Genomic DNA, 15,549 nt, shown 5'->3' on the forward strand with positions numbered 1-15,549 from the left:
TGTCGCCGGAGGTGCCCCATGAGCCCAGAGGCCACCAACCCCGTGAGCGCGGCGGACGACGCCGCCACCGACACGACCGTCCGCAGACGCGGACGCGCCCGTATCGACCTGCGCCGGCTCGGCCGTGCCGCCCTGCTCGGCGCCACCGCCGGACCGGCCCCCCGCGACCGGCTGCCCGACGCCATCGGCCACGTGGCCGAGGCGCACCGCGCCCACCACCCCGAGGCCGACCTGAGGGTGCTGCGCCGGGCGTACGTCCTCGCCGAGTCCTCGCACCGCGGCCAGTTCCGCAAGAGCGGCGAGCCGTACATCACCCACCCGCTCGCGGTCACCCTCATCCTGGCCGAACTCGGCGCCGAGACCACCACCCTGACCGCCTCCCTCCTCCACGACACCGTCGAGGACACCGAGGTGACGCTCGATCAGGTGCGCCACGAGTTCGGCGACGAGGTCGCCTACCTCGTCGACGGCGTCACCAAGGTCGAGAAGATCGACTACGGCGCCGCCGCCGAACCCGAGACCTTCCGCAAGATGCTCGTCGCCACCGGCAACGACGTCCGGGTCATGTCGATCAAGCTCGCCGACCGCCTCCACAACATGCGCACCCTCGGCGTCATGCGCCCCGAGAAACAGGCCCGGATCGCCAGGGTCACCCGGGACGTCCTCATCCCGCTCGCGGAACGCCTCGGCGTCCAGGCCCTCAAGACCGAGCTGGAGGACCTCGTCTTCGCCATCCTCCACCCCGAGGAGTACGAGACCACGCGCGCGCTCATCGCCGGCAACCCGCACGCCCCCGACGCGCTCGGCGCCGTCGCCGAACAGGTCGACGCCGTCCTGCGCGAGGCGGGCATCGGCGCCGAAGTCCTCGTCAGGCCGCGGCACTTCGTATCCGTCCACCGCGTCCGCCTCAAGCGCGGCGAGCTGCGCGGCTGCGACTTCGGCCGGCTCCTCGTGCTCGTCGCCGAGGACGCCGACTGCTACGCGGTCCTCGGCGAGCTGCACACCTGCTTCACCCCGGTGATCTCCGAGTTCAAGGACTTCATCGCGGTGCCCAAGTTCAACCTGTACCAGTCCCTGCACACCGCCGTCGCCGCCCCCGACGGAGCCGTGGCCGAGGTCCTCATCCGGACCCACCGGATGCACAAGGTCGCGGAGGCCGGGGTCGTCGCCCTCGGCAACCCCCACGTGGGACAGGAGCAGCCGGAGGGCGCGGCGCCCGAGGACGGCGAGCGCGTCGACCCCACCCACCCCGGCTGGCTCTCCCGCCTCCTCGACTGGCAGCAGTCCGCCCCCGACCCCGACACCTTCTGGACCTCCCTGCGCGCCGACCTCGCCGAGGACGACGAGATCACCGTCTTCCGTGCCGACGGCGGCGCTCCCGGCACGATCAGCCTGCCCGCCGGTGCCAGCTGCGTCGACGCCGCCTACGCCCAGCACGGCGAGGCCGCCCACTCCTGTCTCGGCGCCCGCGTCAACGGGCGCCTCGCACCCCTGAGCACCGTCCTGGGCGACGGGGACACCGTCCAGCTCCTGCTCGCCCAGGACCCCGTGTCCGGGCCGTCCCCCGAGTGGCTGGACCACGCCCGCACCCCCGCCGCCCGGATCGCCATCACCGAGTGGCTGCGGGCCCACCCGGAGAGCGCCGAGCCCCGGCTCCAGTCCCGCCCCGACGCCCAGCCCGGGACACGGTCCGACCCCCGCCCGGCCACCGCCCGCCGCTCCGGCGCCGAACTCCACGCCGACCTGGACGGCGAGCAGCCCCCCGCCGTCCGGCCCGCCGGGTGCTGCACCCCCGTGCCCCCCGACGAGATCACCGGCTTCCGGGTGCGCGGCGGATCGGTCACCGTCCACCGCTCCGGCTGCGCCTCCGCCGACGCCATGCGCCGGGTGGGCCGCGCGCCCGTCGCCGTCCGCTGGGGCGACACCGCCCAGGGCCGGGTCACCCTCGTCGCCGAGTCCTTCGGACGGCCCGGACTCCTCGCCGACCTCACCGAGGCCATCGCCGCCGCCGGGGCCGCGGTCGTCTCCGCGACCGTCGAGCCGCCCAGCGAGCAGCGGGTCCGCCATACGTACACCCTCCACCTCCCCGACGCGGCGGAGCTCCCCGCCCTCATGCGCGCCATGCGGGACGTGCCCGGGGTGTACGACGTGAGCCGCGCCCGCCACCGCGCGTCCCCCCGCCCGCGCCCGCGCCGGACCTGACGGGATACGGCCGTGACCGGGCGGGACGGACACACGGGGGCGGGGGGCGTGTGGCCGGGCAGGGTGGGCACGCGGGCGCGGGGGAGGGGCGTACGGCCGGGCAGGGTGGGCACGCGGGCGCGGGAAGCGGCCGTGCGACCGGACGGGCCGGGCACGTGACCCCCGGGTGCGACCCCCTTCGGGTGGCGGGCGGGCGAGCCGCCCCGGCGCGCGGCGAAAGCCCTGGTAGCCGTAGGTCCAGTCCTCCGGAAAGGCCCTGGCCCATGCCGTTCGCCCGATCCCCCGTGCCGTTCGACCGCACCCCCCTGCCCCGTGCCCGGTGGCTCCGCCCCGCCGCCCTGATCGCCTCCTCGGCCGGGCTCGTCGCCGCCTCCCTGCCCGCCCCCGCGCCGCTCGGCATCGGCGACCCGCTCTTCCCGCACCTCGGCAACCCGGGCTACGACGTCCTCGCGTACGCCCTCGACGTCGCGTACCCCGGCGTGAACACGAAGCCGCTCTCCGCCGTCACCCGGATCGACGCGCTCGCCACCGACGACCTGGAGCGGATCAACCTCGACTTCACCCACGGCGAGGTCTCCGCGGTCACCGTCAACGGCCGCCCCGCCGCGTACGCGAGCAGCGGCGAGGACCTGGTCGTCACCCCCGCCGCGCCCGTCGGCGCGGGCGAACCGGTCCGGATCACCGTCACCCACACCAGCGACCCCTCCGGCCCCGCCGACACCGGCGGCTGGGTCCGCACCGGCGACGGCCTCGCCATGGCCAACCAGGCCGACGCCGCCCACCGGGTCTTCCCGTCCAACGACCACCCGGCGGACAAGGCGTACTTCACCTTCCGGATCACCGTCCCCGACGGGCTCACCGCCGTCGCCAACGGCCTGCCCGCCGGCCGCGTCCGCCAGGGATCCCAGACCACCTGGACCTACCGCACCCGCCACCCCATGGCCACCGAGCTCGCCCAGATCTCCATCGGCCGCTCCGCCGTCGTCCACCGCGCGGGCCCCCACGGACTGCCCCTGCGGGACGTGGTGCCCACCGCCGACCGGGAGCTCCTGGAACCCTGGCTCCGCAGGACGCCGGGGCACGTGGAGTGGATGGAGCGGCAGGTCGGCCCGTACCCCTTCGAGACGTACGGCGTGCTCGTCGCCGACGCCACCACGGGCTTCGAGCTGGAGACCCAGACCCTCTCGCTCTTCGAGCGCCGCCTCTTCGCGGACACGGCCCTCCCCGAGTGGTACGTCGACTCGATCATGGTCCACGAGCTGGCCCACCAGTGGTTCGGCAACAGCGTCTCGCCCCGCAGCTGGTCCGACCTGTGGCTCAACGAGGGGCACGCGAGCTGGTACGAGGCCCTGTACGCCGAGGAGACCGCCGGACGGTCCCTGGAGCGGCGCATGAAGGCCGCCTACGCCGCCTCCGACCGGTGGAGGGCGGCCGGCGGGCCCCCGGCCGCCCCCGAGCCCCCCTCGCCGGACCACAAGATCAGTCTCTTCCGGCCCGTCGTCTACGACGGCAGCTCCCTCGTCCTCTACGCGCTCCGCCAGGAGATCGGCACGGACGCCTTCCGGCGTCTGGAGCGCGCCTGGGTCACCCGGTACCGGAACGGGAACGCCGCCACCGCCGACTTCGTCGCCCTGGCCGGCCGGACCGCCGGCCGCGACCTCACCGGCTTCTTCCGGGGCTGGCTGTACGGGGAGAAGACCCCGCCCATGCCCGGGCACCCGGACTGGCGCAGCGATCCGGCCCCGGGCGCGGGGACGGGGGCGGGAAGCGCCCCGAAGACCGGGTGACGGGTCCGACGGGCGCCGGGAAACCCGGACGGCGGCCCCGGGAAGCCGGACGGCGGGCCTCCGCGGGCGTCGGAAACCCGGATGACGGGCCTCCACGGGCCGTGTCACCATCGTCCGGTCGGCGACGCGGCCGGGGCCCGGGAATCTTCCGGCACCCGCGCGCGTTGTCACCGTCACACACCTGTTTCTCCCCAGACGTAAGGATCCAATGACCTCCTCTTCATCCCCTTCCCAGGACAACCAGAGCTTCGCGGAGACGAGCCGTACCGAGAGCCTTCGGGCCGATGCCCTGATGGAAGAGGACGTCGCCTGGAGCCACGAGATCGACGGAGAGCGGGACGGCGACCAGTTCGACCGCTCCGAGCGCGCGGCCCTGCGCCGCGTCGCCGGCCTCTCCACCGAACTCGAGGACGTCACCGAGGTCGAGTACCGCCAGCTGCGCCTGGAGCGCGTCGTGCTGGTCGGCGTCTGGACCTCGGGGACGGTGCAGGACGCCGAGAACTCCCTCGCGGAGCTCGCGGCCCTCGCCGAGACGGCGGGCGCCCTCGTGCTCGACGGCGTGATCCAGCGCCGCGACAAGCCGGACCCGGCCACCTTCATCGGCTCGGGCAAGGCGCGCGAGCTGCGGGACATCGTGGTCGAGACCGGTGCCGACACCGTCGTCTGCGACGGCGAGCTCAGCCCCGGCCAGCTCATCGCCCTCGAAGACGTCGTCAAGGTGAAGGTGGTCGACCGGACCGCCCTCATCCTCGACATCTTCGCCCAGCACGCCAAGTCCCGAGAGGGCAAGGCGCAGGTCGCGCTCGCGCAGATGCAGTACATGCTGCCGCGGCTGCGCGGCTGGGGCCAGTCGCTCTCCCGGCAGATGGGTGGCGGCGGCGGTGGCGGCATGGCCACCCGCGGTCCCGGTGAGACCAAGATCGAGACCGACCGGCGCCGCATCCGCGAGAAGATGGCGAAGATGCGCCGGGAGATCGCCGAGATGAAGACCGGCCGCGACATCAAGCGGCAGGAACGGCGCCGCAACAACGTGCCGTCGGTCGCCATCGCGGGGTACACCAACGCCGGCAAGTCCTCCCTGCTCAACCGGCTCACGGGCGCGGGCGTCCTCGTGGAGAACGCGCTGTTCGCCACGCTCGACCCGACCGTCCGCCGGGCCGAGACGCCCACCGGCCGGGTCTACACCCTGGCCGACACCGTCGGCTTCGTCCGGCACCTTCCGCACCACCTGGTCGAGGCGTTCCGCTCCACCATGGAGGAGGTCGGCGACTCCGACCTCATCCTGCACGTGGTGGACGGCTCGCACCCCGCCCCGGAGGAGCAGCTGGCCGCCGTGCGCGAGGTCTTCCGGGACGTCGGCGCGGTGAACGTGCCGGAGATCGTCGTCGTCAACAAGGCCGACGCGGCGGACCCGCTGGTCCTCCAGCGGCTGCTGCGGATGGAGAAGCACTCCATCGCGGTCTCGGCCCGCTCGGGCCAGGGCATCGAGGAGCTGCTCGCGCTCATCGACGCCGAACTGCCGCGCCCCAGGGTCGAGATCGAGGCCCTGGTGCCGTACACGCAGGGCGGCTTGGTCTCGCGGGTGCACGCCGAGGGCGAGCTGGAGTCCGAGGAGCACACCCCCGAGGGCACCCTGCTCAAGGCCAGGGTGCACGAGGAACTGGCGGCGCTCCTGGCGCCGTTCGTGCCCGCCGCGCACTGACGCTTCCGTACGCCGAAGGCGCCGGTCCCCTCCCTTCCGGGAGGGGACCGGCGCCTTCGGCCGTTCTCCGTACGGTGCGGGTCAGCGGGCGTACTTCTTGCTGACCATCTCGTGGGCCGCCTTGGCGCCGCTGCCGAGCTGCGGTCCGGCGAGCCAGCCGTTGCCGCCGGCCGGGCCGATCGAGGTGTTCGACACGAGCGCCGTCTTCCCGTTCGGCAGCACCCGGAACCAGCCGCCGCCGGACGAACCCGCCGTCATCGTGCAGCCGATCCGGTACATCACCGGGGTCGCGGGCGCCGTGGTGAGCCGCGTCGCCCGGTCCACGCACTTGTGCATGATCACGCCGTTGTACGGAGCGGCCTGCGGGTAGCCCCAGGCGCCGATCGTCCCGGCCCGCGCGGGCGCCGGGGCGGAGAAGTCGACCGGCAGGGCGGCGCCGACGGTCTCCTCCAGGGACTTGGTGCCCCGCTGCGGCTTCACGTGCAGCACGGCGTAGTCGTACGGCCAGGCCTGACCGGTGCCGCCGGACTTGATCCACTCGCCCGAGGTCACGGCCCAGTCGGCCCAGTACTGGCCGTACGGGTACACCTCGTGCGGCTTGGCGTTGCGCAGCGCGGCGGGGGACTTGCCCAGGTCGTTGTACGAGGGCACGAAGGTGATGTTGCGGTACCAGCCGCCCTTCTTGCCCGCGTGCACGCAGTGCCCGGCCGTCCAGACCAGGTTCGACTTCCCGGGCCGGCGGGGGTCCTTCACGACGGTGCCGGAGCAGACCATGTGGCCCTGCGGCGCGTCGAAGAAGATCTTGCCGACCGGGGCCGCGTTGCGGTGGTACGGCGTCTTCTCGGGCTGCGCCCGTACGGGCCGGGGCGTCGGATCGGTGCCACTGGTACCGGCCTGGGCGGTGATCGTCTGGTCCGGGCTCTTCGCGGACTGCATGCGCGCCGGGTCCCAGAGGCCTTCGATCACCGGGTTGACGAAGTCCTCGGCCTCACGCAGCCAGGTCTCCCTGTCCCAGTTCTTCCACTCGCCGTCCTTCCACCTGTCCGGATCGACGCCGTGCTTCCTGAGCTTGTCGGCGAGGTCCTTGGTGAGGCCGGAGCCGCCGTCACCGGCGCCGTCCCCGCCGCCGGACGCGGGCGCGGAACTGCTCGCCCCGGCGGCCGGCTTGTCGGCGGCGGCCGGGGTCTCGGTGGGGCCGCAGGCCGTGGCGGTCAGCGCGAGCGCCGTGACCAGGCCGAGGGCGGCGGGTATGAGTCGTGCGGAGCGCATGTGGTGAGTTCCCCCTGAGGTGTGTCCCGCTGAGATGCGTCCCGTCGAGGCCTTCTGCCGAAGTGCTCCGCCGGGACGTTTCCCGTCGAGGCCTTCTGCCGAGCTGTTCGCCGGGACGTGTTCCGGTGCCCGGGGCCGGCCGTGATCCGGCGCGGCCCTCGGGGCGGGTGAGACATGGGTGGAGGCGGGACCCGGGGGCCCCGCCTCCGAGCCGGGCCTACTGCCCGGCGTACTTCTTGCTGACCGCGTCGAAGACGCCCTTGGCCTCCGGGCCGAGGCGCGGACCGGCGAGCCAGCCCGCCGTCGACGGGCCGATCGAGGTGTTCGACACCAGCGCCGGCTTGCCGTCGCCGCCCTTGGCGACCCAGCCGCCGCCGGACGAACCGCCGGTCATCGTGCAGCCGATCCGGTACATCGTCGGCTGGTTCGCCTTCAGGGACAGCCGACCCGGCTTGTCCTGGCACTGGAACATCTTCTGGCCGTCGTACGGCTTCGCCGCCGGGTAACCGGTCGCCGTCAGGCTCGCGATCTTCGGCACGGCGGGCGCGTTGAACTCCACCGGAAGCGCCGAACCGACCGTCTCCTCCAGCGACTTGGCCGAGGAACCCTTCTCCGGGGTCACCTTGATGACCGCGAAGTCGTAGGGAGCGCCCGCGCCGCCCGTGCTCGCGCCCTCGGCGATCCACTGGTCGGAGGTCTTGACCCACTCCGCCCACCACACGCCGTACGGGGCGATCTGCTCCCGCGTCGCCTTCTCCAGGTCGGAGGTCGCCAGCGCCGAGTCGTTGTACGAGGGCACGAAGGCGATGTTGCGGTACCAGCCGCCCTTCTTCCCCTTGTGCACGCAGTGACCGGCCGTCCAGACCATGTTGGACCTGCCCGGGTGCGCCGGGTCCTTCACGACGGTGGCCGAGCAGACCATGGAGCCCTCGGGGCCGTCGAAGAAGACCTTGCCGGACTCGGGGGCGTTGTCGTGGTACTTCGCGTCCACGGCCTTCGCCCGCACCGGGTCCGGAGTCGGGTCGGTGACGCCCGCGTCACCCGAGATGTCCTCCTCCTCGACCGGCTTGTCGGGGCGCTCGGCCTCCCGCATCCGGTCCGGGTTCCAGAGGTCCTCGATGATCGGGTTGACGAAGTCCTTGGCCTCACGCAGCCACTTGTCGCGGTCCCAGTTCTTCCACTCGCCGTCGCGCCACTTGTCGAGGTCGATCCCGCGTTCCTTCAGGCGGTTCTTCAGGTCTTCCGGAATCTTGATCTTCTCGGCCGGGTCCGAGCTCACGGGCGCGCTGGGCTTGTCCCCCGCGTTCTCCTCGCTCGGCCCGCAGGACGTAACGGTGAGCGTCAGCGCCGCGACGGCGGCAGCCGCCGTCAGCAGCGGACGAATCGATCGCATCTCGTGATCCCCCTGGGACTGCGTCAACTTGTACGGCTCGTGCAATGGCTCGTTCACGGACGTGCTCGTGGGCTTGCTTCGTGCGCCTGCTTCGTGGGCCTGCCCGTGGGCAAACAGTGGCCGAATCCGGGCGGATCGCGGCCGACGGCCCCCACTATGCCGGTGCCGGAGGGGACGGTACGCGCCCCGTCGGCGGTTCCGGGCACCGTTCGGCCGTTGCCGTGCCGTGATCCGGAACACGCCAAGATCTTGCTTCCGGCCCGTGATCCCGGGGAGTTCCCGTCGTTGGTACGTACGGGGGACACAACGGAGGCGCTCGGGACGGCCCTTGCGGCCACTTCGTGACGTCCCGATGTGCAACGCAACTGTTACAGCGGGAGGACACCGAGCCGTGGCCGTGACCGAATCAGCTCCGTCCGCCCCGGCGGAGCCGCACGCCCCGCCGACCTCGGCGGACGCGACGGACGAAGCGGGTGAAAACCCCGAAGGCCCCTCATCTCGCGAACGCTTCCCCAAGGCCGAGGGAGCCGGAGCCGGTGAGGTCGCGGCCGACGGTCCGGCCGGCCAGGGCGACGATGCCGGAGGGGTACACGCGTCCCCGGCGGGGCGGACGGTGCGGGGGACCGGGTACGAGGGGATCCTGCGCCGCCAGTCCCTGCGCGAGTCCGCCGCCCGCACCTACGCCCGTTCCCTGCCGATCGTGCCCGTGCGGGCCCGGGGGCTGACCATCGAGGGCGCCGACGGCCGCCGCTACCTGGACTGCCTCTCCGGAGCCGGGACGCTCGCGCTCGGCCACAACCACCCCGTGGTCCTCGAAGCCGTCAAGAAGGTCCTCGCCTCGGGCGCCCCGCTCCACGTCCTCGACCTCGCCACCCCCGTCAAGGACGCCTTCACCTCCGAGCTGTTCGCCACCCTCCCCCGTGAGCTCGCCGACGACGCCCGCATCCAGTTCTGCGGACCGGCCGGCACCGACGCCGTCGAGGCCGCCCTCAAGCTCGTCCGCACCGCCACCGGCCGCGACGGCCTGCTCGCCTTCACCGGCGCCTACCACGGCATGACCGCCGGAGCCCTCGCCGCCTCCGGCGGGGCCCACGACGTCCGCGTGACCCGGCTGCCCTACCCGCACCCGTACCGCTGCCCCTTCGGCACCGGCGGCGAGCACGGCGCGGAACTCTCCGCCCGCTGGACCGAGAGCCTCCTCGACGACCCCAAGAGCGGCGTCATCACCCCCGCCGGAATGATCGTCGAGGCCGTCCAGGGCGAGGGCGGCGTCATCCCCGCCCCCGACGACTGGATGCGCCGGATGCGCCGGATCACCGCCGACCGCTCCATCCCCCTCGTCGTCGACGAGGTCCAGACCGGGGTCGGCCGCACCGGCGCCTTCTGGGCCGTCGAGCACAGTGGCGTCGTACCCGACGTGATGGTCCTCTCCAAGGCCATCGGCGGCTCCCTCCCGCTCGCCGTCGTCGTCTACCGCTCCGCGCTCGACGCCTGGGAACCCGGCGCCCACGCCGGCACCTTCCGGGGCAACCAGCTCGCCATGGCCGCCGGCACGGCCACCCTCGCGTACGTCCGCGAGAACGGGCTCGCCGAACGGGCCGGCACCCTCGGCGCCCGCATCCTCGGACAGCTCCAGGGCCTCGCCGCGGCCCACCCGTGCGTCGGCGACGTCCGCGGCCGGGGCCTGATGATCGGGGTCGAACTCGTCGACCCCGACGCGGCCGGACCGGACGACACCGCCCCGCCCGCCGCTCCCGCCCTGGCCCTCGCCGTCCAGCAGGAGTGCCTGGCCCGCGGGCTCATCGTCGAACTCGGCGGCCGTCACTCCGCGGTGGTCCGGCTCCTGCCGCCGCTCACCCTCACCGACGAGCAGGCCACCGCCGTACTGGACCGCTTCGCCGACGCCCTCGCCGCCGCCGAACGGGCCCGCGCCCCCCACCCGCCCCCTTCCCGCCGGGCTCCGGCCCCCGTGCCCGCCCCCAGGCCGTCCCACTGACCCCGGACCGCCCCCGGCCCCACCCCCCCAAGGAAGCCCGTGAACGCCACGCCCACCTCCCCGGCGCCCGCCACCACCCCCCTCCTCACCACCGACCCCCTCACGGCCGGAACCTTCACCTCCGGGACGCTCGGCTCGGGAACGCTCGCCTCCGAGAAGCCCGACTCGGAGAAGTCCGGCCCCGGAGTGTCCGACTCGGAGGAGCCCGGCTTCAGGAGGCCCGGCCCCGAGCGCCCCGGTGCGGAGCAGCCCGGCTCGGAGCGGTCTGCCTCCGGGCGGCCCGGCTCGGAGAGGCCCGCTGCCGAGAGGTCCGCGAGGCCCGCTTCCGGAGGGTCCGACTCCGCAGAGCACACCGTCCCGCGCCAGCACGCCGGACCGTACGACCCCCGGTCCTCCCGGCCCACCGCCGACCCCCTGGACGACCCCGACCCGCGGCGCGCCGCCGACACCGCCACGGTCGAGAGCCTCCTGCGCTGCTGGGTCCGGGAGAAGAACCTCCCCGCCCCCGACTCCACCACCCTGCGCGTCCCCCTCGACGCCAGCGGCACCGCCCTCCTCGTCCCCGTCCACTACTGGTCGCCCACCGGCTGGCACCGCTTCGGCGCCCCCGCCCTCGAAGGGCTCCCCGCCTCGGTACCGACGGTCGACGCCGTCACCGTCGCCGCCCTCCTCAGCCGGGAGACCGGCCCCCCCGAGGGCACCGAACTCGTCGGCCGCGTCGCCGACTCCGCCCGCCGCACCGCCGACTTCATCGCCGCCCGTCGCCGCCGGCCCCAGCCCCACCCGGACGCCGACCTGTTCCTCGCCGCCGAGCAGTCCCTCCTGCTCGGCCACCCCCTCCACCCCACGCCCAAGAGCCGCGAAGGCCTCACCGAGGCCGAGTGCCACCTCTACTCACCCGAGCTGCACGGCGCCTTCCCCCTCCACTGGTTCGCCGTCGACGCCTCCCTCCTGGTCTCCGACTCCGCCTGGACCGAACAGGGCCGGCCCGTCACCGCCGAGCAGCTCGCCCTCGGCCTCGCCGAGGGCCTCACGGTCCCCACCGGCACCGTGCCCCTGCCCCTCCACCCCTGGCAGGCCCGCGAACTCCGCCACCGCCCCGACGTCCGCGCCCTCCTCGACGATGGCCTCCTCCACGACCTCGGCCCCCACGGCACCCCCTGGCACCCCACCTCCTCCATCCGCACCGTGCACCGCCCCGGCGCCCCGGCCATGCTCAAGCTCTCCCTCGGCCTGCGCATCACCAACTCCCGCCGCGAGAACCTCCGCAAGGAGCTCCACCGCGGCGTCGAGGTCCACCGGCTGCTCCGGACCGGCCTCGTCGACGAGTGGCAGACCGCCCACCCGGGCTTCGACATCGTCCGCGACCCCGCCTGGCTGGCCGTCGACGCCCCGGACGGCACTCCCGTCCCCGGCCTCGACGTCATGATCCGCCACAACCCCTTCGGCCCCGGCGACGACGCCGTCTGCATCGCCGCCCTCACCGCCCCCCGCCCCTGGCCCGGGTCCACCACCATGCGCTCCCGGCTCGCCGACGTCATCGGCCGGCTCTCCGCCCGCACCGGCCGCCCCACCGCCGCCGTGGCCGCCGAGTGGTTCCTCCGCTACCTCGACCACGTCGTCCGCCCCGTCCTCTGGCTCGACGGACACGCCGGCATCGCCCTGGAGGCCCACCAGCAGAACACCCTGGTGATCCTGGACCCGGAGGGCTGGCCGGTCGGCGGCCGCTACCGCGACAACCAGGGCTACTACTTCCGCGAGTCCCACCGCGGCGAGCTGGAGGGCCGCCTCCCCGGCATCGGCGCCCACAGCGACACCTTCGTCTCCGACCCGGTCACCGACGAGCGCTTCGCCTACTACCTCGGCATCAACAACGTCCTCGGCCTGATCGGCGCCTTCGGCGCCCAGCACCTCGCCGACGAACGCGTCCTGCTCGCCGCCCTCCGCAGCTTCCTCACCTCCGCCACCGGCCTGGGCTCGCCCCTCCCGCACCGGCTCCTGGAAGCCGCGACCCTGCGCAGCAAGGCCAACCTCCTCACCCGCCTCCACGGCCTGGACGAACTCGTCGGCCCGGTCGACACCCAGTCCGTCTACGTCACCGTCACCAACCCCCTCCGCGCCTGACCCGCACCCGGCCCCCTCCCTTCACCCTCGACCGCCCTGGCGCCGGCCCCGCCGCACCCGCCCCCACCGACGACCCCACGTCCCGACCGCACCGCCGAGAGGAGAGCGACACCGTGTCACCCACCCGCCCCCCGGTCGACCCACCGGGGGACGACACCCTCGACCTGAGGGTCGACGACCTCGTCGCCCTCCTCACCCGCGGAGCACCACCGCAGCCCCCGGCCGCCGGCACCCCCACCGACGACCCCTCCGCCGACGTTCCTCCTTCTTCCCCCGTCACTCCCGCCGCCGGCACCTCTGCCGTCGACGCCCCCGGCTCCGACACCCCCGCCGCCGCCCTCTTCCGCGGCGGTCACCCGCACCGCGAACTCCTCGACGGCGACCTGCTCGACTCCGTCGCCTCCTGGAGTCCCGCCGTCACCCCGGTCGGCTCCTTCCGGCTCGTCCCCGTCCGGCTCGAACGGGACCTTCCGCTCCTCACCCGGTGGATGAACGACCCCGCCGTCGCCGCCTTCTGGGAGCTCGCCGGACCCGAGACCGTGACCGCCGAGCACCTCCGTGCCCAACTGGAGGGAGACGGCCGGAGCGTCCCCTGTCTCGGCCTGCTCGACGGCACGCCCATGAGCTACTTCGAGATCTACCGCGCCGACCTCGACCCGCTCGCCCGGCACTATCCGGCGCGTCCCCACGACACGGGCATCCACCTGCTGATCGGAGGCACCACCGACCGGGGCCGGGGCGTCGGCACCACGCTCCTGCGGGCCGTCGCCGACCTGGTCCTCGACCACCGCCCCCGGTGCACCCGCGTCCTCGCCGAACCGGACCTCCGCAACACCCCCTCCGTCTCGGCCTTCCTCGGCGGCGGCTTCCGCTACGCGGCGGAAGTCGACCTCCCCGACAAAAGAGCCGCCCTCATGATCCGTGACCGCGCCCTGCGTCACGTCCTCTGAACAACCCCCTCCCTTGCGTACACCGCTCGTCCCACAGCGGTCCCACCCCGAGGAGTCCTCGTGTCGACGTCCCCTGCACCCCACGGCTCCGCACAACCCGCCCCTCCCACTCAGGCCCCTCCCGCTCCGAGCCCTGCCATTCCGACCCCCGTCGTTCCGGCCCCCGCCTCTCCCGCCCCCACCTCCGTCCCGGCACCCGCCCCCGCCTCCGCATCCGATGTCCCGCCTTCCGCGCCCGACGGCCTCCCCTCCGCGTCCCACGCCCCGGCCTTCGGGGCCGACGCCCCGAGTTCCCGATCCCACGCCTCCTCGTCCGACACCCCGCCCCTCGCGCCCGAACTGCTCGCGCCCCCCGAGCTGAACGCCGCCGCCTGGGCCCGGGCCTCCTCCCGCCTCCTTGCCAAGCTCCTCGCCGAGTTCGCGTACGAGGAGGTCCTCGAACCCGTCCCGGTCGAAGAGCAGGACGGTGGCCCCGACCGCCACGCGCTGCGGCTGGACGACGGCACCACGCTCACCTTCCGCGCCCGCCGCGGCGCCTACGGCGGCTGGCGCGTCGCCGCCGACTCGATCGCCCACGAGGGCCGGCCCCTGACCGACCCCTTCGACCTCCTGGTCCGTGCCCGCGGCCTCCTCCGGCTCGACGGCGCCACCCTCGGCCACCTCATCCGCGAACTCTCCGCCACCCTCGCCGCCGACACCCGCCTCGACCACACGGCCCTCACCGCGGACCGTCTGGCCGAGCTCTCCTACGCGGAACTCGAAGGCCACCAGACCGGCCACCCCTGGCTCGTCCTCAACAAGGGACGCATCGGCTTCTCCGCCTCCGACACCGCCCGCTGGGCCCCCGAGGCGCGCCGCCCCGCCCGGCTGCCGTGGATCGCCGTCAGCCACCGCCTCGCCGCCTACCGGGGCGTCCCCGGTCTGGAGACCCCGGACCTCCTCTACACCCGGGAACTCGACCCCGAGGTCCGCGCCGCCTTCCGCGCCGCCCTCGCGGCCCGCGGTCACGCACCCGACGACTACCTCCTGCTCCCCGTCCACCCCTGGCAGTGGGACGAGGTCCTGCTCCCGCTCTACGCGCCGGCCGTCGCCGCCGGGGACATCGTCCCCCTCCCCACCGACGGCGACCTCCGTCTGCCGCAGCAGTCCGTCCGCACCTTCCTCAACACCAGCCGCCCCGACCGGCACACCGTCAAGCTCCCCCTCTCGGTGCTCAACACCCTCGTCTGGCGCGGGCTGCCCACCGAGCGCACCCTCGCCGCCCCCGCCGTGACCGTCTGGGTCCACGGACTGCGCGACGCCGACCCGTTCCTGCGGGACGAGTGCTGCGTGATCCTCCTCGGGGAGGTCGCCTCCGTCACCGTCGAGCACCCGTTGTACGACCGGCTGCCCGAAGTCCCGTACCAGTACAAGGAACTGCTCGGCGCGATCTGGCGGGAGCCCCTGGCACTGCCCCCGGGCGAGCGCGCCCGCACCCTCGCCGCCCTCCTCCACACCGACCCGGCCGGCCGGGCGTTCGTGGCCGAACTCGTCGAGCGCTCGGGACTCGCCCCCGCCGTCTGGCTCCAGCACCTCTTCACCGCTCTGCTCCCTCCCCTGCTGCACTTCCTCTACCGCTACGGCACCGTCTTCTCGCCCCACGGCGAGAACGCGATCGTCGTGTACGACGCCGACGATGTCCCCGTACGCCTGGCGATCAAGGACTTCGTCGACGATGTGAACATCAGTGCCCACCCGCTTCCCGAACACGCCACCCTTCCGGACGACGTGCGTGGCGTCCTGTTGACGGAGGAGCCCGGTTTCCTGACCCAGTTCATCCACTCGGGGCTCTTCGTCGGCGTCTTCCGCTACCTCGCACCGCTCTGCGAGGAGCAACTCGGCGTACCCGAGGAGGACTTCTGGGCCCTCGTCCGCGCCGAGATCCTGCGGCACCAGGCGCGCTTCCCCGAGCTGAAGGAGCGCTTCGAGCTCTTCGACCTTCTCACCCGCCGCATCGAGCGGCTCTGCCTCAACCGCAACCGTCTGCATCTGGACGGTTACCGGGACCGGTCCGAGCGCCCCCACGCGGCCGTCCACGGGACCGTTCCCAATCCGCTCGCGTGACCGGGCTGTCAGCGCCGCCCCGT

General features: G+C 73.9%; 9 protein-coding genes. 7 read left to right on the forward strand and 2 right to left on the reverse strand.

Features of this window, described 5'->3' with window-relative positions; all coding sequences use genetic code 11:
* Window positions 1-18: 18 nt before the first annotated feature.
* From AB0398_RS26390 to hflX, 3 genes are all read left to right on the forward strand, one after another.
* Window positions 19-2,202: an HD domain-containing protein gene (locus AB0398_RS26390; protein WP_366378107.1), complete on the forward strand. Its 2,184-nt coding sequence runs from the start codon at window positions 19-21 to the stop codon at window positions 2,200-2,202.
* Between the two features lie 263 nt (window positions 2,203-2,465).
* A complete protein-coding gene (locus tag AB0398_RS26395; protein ID WP_366378108.1) occupies window positions 2,466-3,989 on the forward strand; it encodes a M1 family metallopeptidase in 1,524 nt (507 codons plus the stop codon).
* Between the two features lie 208 nt (window positions 3,990-4,197).
* On the forward strand, window positions 4,198-5,691 hold the full coding sequence (gene hflX, locus AB0398_RS26400; RefSeq protein ID WP_366378109.1) for a GTPase HflX: 1,494 nt from the start codon (window positions 4,198-4,200) through the stop codon (window positions 5,689-5,691).
* A gap of 81 nt (window positions 5,692-5,772) precedes the next feature.
* Here the strand turns inward: hflX and AB0398_RS26405 are convergent, their stop codons facing one another.
* Both AB0398_RS26405 and AB0398_RS26410 read right to left on the reverse strand, forming a co-directional pair.
* Window positions 5,773-6,960, reverse strand: a complete 1,188-nt coding sequence (locus AB0398_RS26405) for a hypothetical protein (protein WP_366378110.1) — start codon at window positions 6,958-6,960, stop codon at window positions 5,773-5,775.
* Between the two features lie 217 nt (window positions 6,961-7,177).
* Window positions 7,178-8,353 (reverse strand): hypothetical protein, encoded by a 1,176-nt coding sequence (locus tag AB0398_RS26410; RefSeq protein ID WP_366378111.1) that lies wholly within the window; start codon window positions 8,351-8,353, stop codon window positions 7,178-7,180.
* A 613-nt stretch (window positions 8,354-8,966) separates the two neighbouring features.
* On the opposite strand from AB0398_RS26410, the gene AB0398_RS26415 reads away from it, so the two are divergent.
* The 4 genes from AB0398_RS26415 (at window position 8,967) to AB0398_RS26430 (ending at window position 15,526) form a co-directional block, all read left to right on the forward strand.
* On the forward strand, window positions 8,967-10,349 hold the full coding sequence (locus AB0398_RS26415; protein ID WP_366378160.1) for a diaminobutyrate--2-oxoglutarate transaminase family protein: 1,383 nt from the start codon (window positions 8,967-8,969) through the stop codon (window positions 10,347-10,349).
* A 39-nt stretch (window positions 10,350-10,388) separates the two neighbouring features.
* Entirely contained in the window at window positions 10,389-12,473 is a 2,085-nt protein-coding gene (locus tag AB0398_RS26420; protein WP_366378112.1) for an IucA/IucC family protein, read from the forward strand.
* Between the two features lie 113 nt (window positions 12,474-12,586).
* Window positions 12,587-13,423: a GNAT family N-acetyltransferase gene (locus AB0398_RS26425; protein WP_366378113.1), complete on the forward strand. Its 837-nt coding sequence runs from the start codon at window positions 12,587-12,589 to the stop codon at window positions 13,421-13,423.
* A 339-nt stretch (window positions 13,424-13,762) separates the two neighbouring features.
* On the forward strand, window positions 13,763-15,526 hold the full coding sequence (locus AB0398_RS26430; protein ID WP_366378161.1) for an IucA/IucC family siderophore biosynthesis protein: 1,764 nt from the start codon (window positions 13,763-13,765) through the stop codon (window positions 15,524-15,526).
* The last annotated feature ends 23 nt before the right edge of the window (window positions 15,527-15,549 follow it).

Source organism: Streptomyces sp. NPDC086147 (assembly GCF_040702165.1).
Lineage (GTDB): Bacteria > Actinomycetota > Actinomycetes > Streptomycetales > Streptomycetaceae > Streptomyces.

Bases quoted from the DNA above. Each gene is read 5' to 3' on its own strand.
- AB0398_RS26390 (WP_366378107.1), top strand. From the start codon at position 19: ATGAGCCCAGAGGCCACCAACCCCGTGAGCGCGGCGGACGACGCCGCC.
- AB0398_RS26395 (WP_366378108.1), top strand. From the start codon at position 2,466: ATGCCGTTCGCCCGATCCCCCGTGCCGTTCGACCGCACCCCCCTGCCC.
- hflX (WP_366378109.1), top strand. From the start codon at position 4,198: ATGACCTCCTCTTCATCCCCTTCCCAGGACAACCAGAGCTTCGCGGAG.
- AB0398_RS26405 (WP_366378110.1), bottom strand. From the start codon at position 6,960: ATGCGCTCCGCACGACTCATACCCGCCGCCCTCGGCCTGGTCACGGCG.
- AB0398_RS26410 (WP_366378111.1), bottom strand. From the start codon at position 8,353: ATGCGATCGATTCGTCCGCTGCTGACGGCGGCTGCCGCCGTCGCGGCG.